The sequence below is a fragment of the Stenotrophomonas sp. CCNWLW162 genome, from assembly GCF_037203745.1.
Lineage (GTDB): Bacteria > Pseudomonadota > Gammaproteobacteria > Xanthomonadales > Xanthomonadaceae > Stenotrophomonas > Stenotrophomonas maltophilia_AQ.
In genome coordinates, this window is the sequence record NZ_JBBCBL010000017.1 from 1 (window position 1) to 2,500 (window position 2,500).

The following is a 2,500-nucleotide window of genomic DNA, read 5'->3' on the forward strand; positions in this document are numbered from 1 at the left end:
CCATCGGCGCAGCTACGTTTCACTTCCGAGTTCGGGATGGGATCGGGTGGTTCCATAGCGCTAATTTCACCAGGGAGGCTTTTGGAGAGTCGCACTCGTCCCGGAGGACAAGGCGCCAGCCTCGCATAGTTCTTGTGACGTAGCGTGCACTTGGATGCTCTTACGACGTTGTCGTAAAGCCAAGGCAACTTGAGGTTATATGGTCAAGCCACACGGATCATTAGTATCAGTTAGCTCAATACATTGCTGTACTTACACACCTGACCTATCAACCACATAGTCTATATGGTTCCTTCAGGGGGCTTGTGCCCCGGGAGATCTCATCTTGAGGCGCGCTTCCCGCTTAGATGCTTTCAGCGGTTATCGCTTCCGAACATAGCTACCCGGCAATGCCACTGGCGTGACAACCGGAACACCAGAGGTTCGTCCACTCCGGTCCTCTCGTACTAGGAGCAGCCCCTCTCAAATCTCCAACGCCCATGGCAGATAGGGACCGAACTGTCTCACGACGTTCTGAACCCAGCTCGCGTACCACTTTAAATGGCGAACAGCCATACCCTTGGGACCGACTACAGCCCCAGGATGTGATGAGCCGACATCGAGGTGCCAAACACCGCCGTCGATATGAACTCTTGGGCGGTATCAGCCTGTTATCCCCGGAGTACCTTTTATCCGTTGAGCGATGGCCCTTCCATACAGAACCACCGGATCACTAAGTCCTAGTTTCCTACCTGCTTGATCCGTCGATCTTGCAGTCAAGCACGCTTATGCCTTTGCACACAGTGCGCGATGTCCGACCGCGCTGAGCGTACCTTCGAGCTCCTCCGTTACTCTTTAGGAGGAGACCGCCCCAGTCAAACTACCCACCATACACGGTCCCCGACCCAGATAATGGGCCCAGGTTAGAACGTCAAGCACGACAGGGTGGTATTTCAAGGATGGCTCCACTGCAGCTAGCGCCACAGTTTCATAGCCTCCCACCTATCCTACACAGACGAACTCAACGTTCAGTGTAAAGCTATAGTAAAGGTTCACGGGGTCTTTCCGTCTTGCCACGGGAACGCTGCATCTTCACAGCGATTTCAATTTCACTGAGTCTCGGGTGGAGACAGCGCCGCTGTCGTTACGCCATTCGTGCAGGTCGGAACTTACCCGACAAGGAATTTCGCTACCTTAGGACCGTTATAGTTACGGCCGCCGTTTACTGGGGCTTCGATCAAGAGCTTCGCCTTGCGGCTGACCCCATCAATTAACCTTCCAGCACCGGGCAGGCGTCACACCCTATACGTCCACTTTCGTGTTTGCAGAGTGCTGTGTTTTTGATAAACAGTCGCAGCGGCCTGGTTACTGCGACCCTCTTCAGCTATAGCTCGCACGAGCCACCAAAAAGGGTGCACCTTCTCCCGAAGTTACGGTGCCATGTTGCCTAGTTCCTTCACCCGAGTTCTCTCAAGCGCCTGAGAATTCTCATCCTACCCACCTGTGTCGGTTTACGGTACGGTCTGCGTAAGCTGAAGCTTAGGAGCTTTTCCTGGAAGCGTGGTATCAGTGACTTCGCCATAAAGGCTCGTCTCGGTGCTCGGTCTTAAAGGATCCCGGATTTGCCAAAGATCCAAACCTACCGCCTTTCCCCAGGACAACCAACGCCTGGTACACCTAACCTTCTCCGTCCCTCCATCGCACTTACGCGAGGTGCAGGAATATTAACCTGCTTTCCATCGACTACGACTTTCGTCCTCGCCTTAGGGGCCGACTCACCCTGCGCCGATTAACGTTGCGCAAGGAAACCTTGGGCTTTCGGCGTGCGGGTTTTTCACCCGCATTATCGTTACTCATGTCAGCATTCGCACTTCCGATACCTCCAGCAGACTTCTCAATCCACCTTCAACGGCTTACGGAACGCTCCTCTACCGCGCATAACAAAGTTATGCACCCCAAGCTTCGGTTTTGTGCTTAGCCCCGTTAAATCTTCCCCGCAGACCGACTCGACCAGTGAGCTATTACGCTTTCTTTAAAGGGTGGCTGCTTCTAAGCCAACCTCCTGGCTGTCTGTGCCTTTCCACATGGTTTTCCACTTAGCACAAAATTTGGGACCTTAGCTGTGGGTCTGGGTTGTTTCCCTTTTCACGACGGACGTTAGCACCCGCCGTGTGTCTCCCATACAGTCCGTCTCGGTATTCGGAGTTTGCAATGGTTTGGTAAGTCGCGATGACCCCCTAGCCATAACAGTGCTCTACCCCCGAGAGGATACATATGAGGCGCTACCTAAATAGCTTTCGAGGAGAACCAGCTATCTCCGGGTTCGATTAGCTTTTCACTCCTAATCACAGCTCATCCCCGTCTTTTGCAACAGACGTGGGTTCGGGCCTCCAGTACCTGTTACGGCACCTTCACCCTGGCCATGACTAGATCACCCGGTTTCGGGTCTACTGCCCGCGACTATGCGCCCTTATCAGACTCGGTTTCCCTTCGCCTCCCCTATACGGTTAAGCTTGCCACG

General features: G+C 53.8%; 2 rRNA genes (1 of these 2 cut by a window edge). Both read right to left on the bottom strand.

From position 1 onward, the window contains the following. A 5S ribosomal RNA gene (gene rrf, locus V9K93_RS20750) occupies window positions 1-74 on the bottom strand; the annotation flags it as partial. Window positions 75-199: 125 nt separating this feature from the next. After that, window positions 200-2,500, bottom strand: a 23S ribosomal RNA gene (locus V9K93_RS20755); it runs 579 nt beyond the window's last position.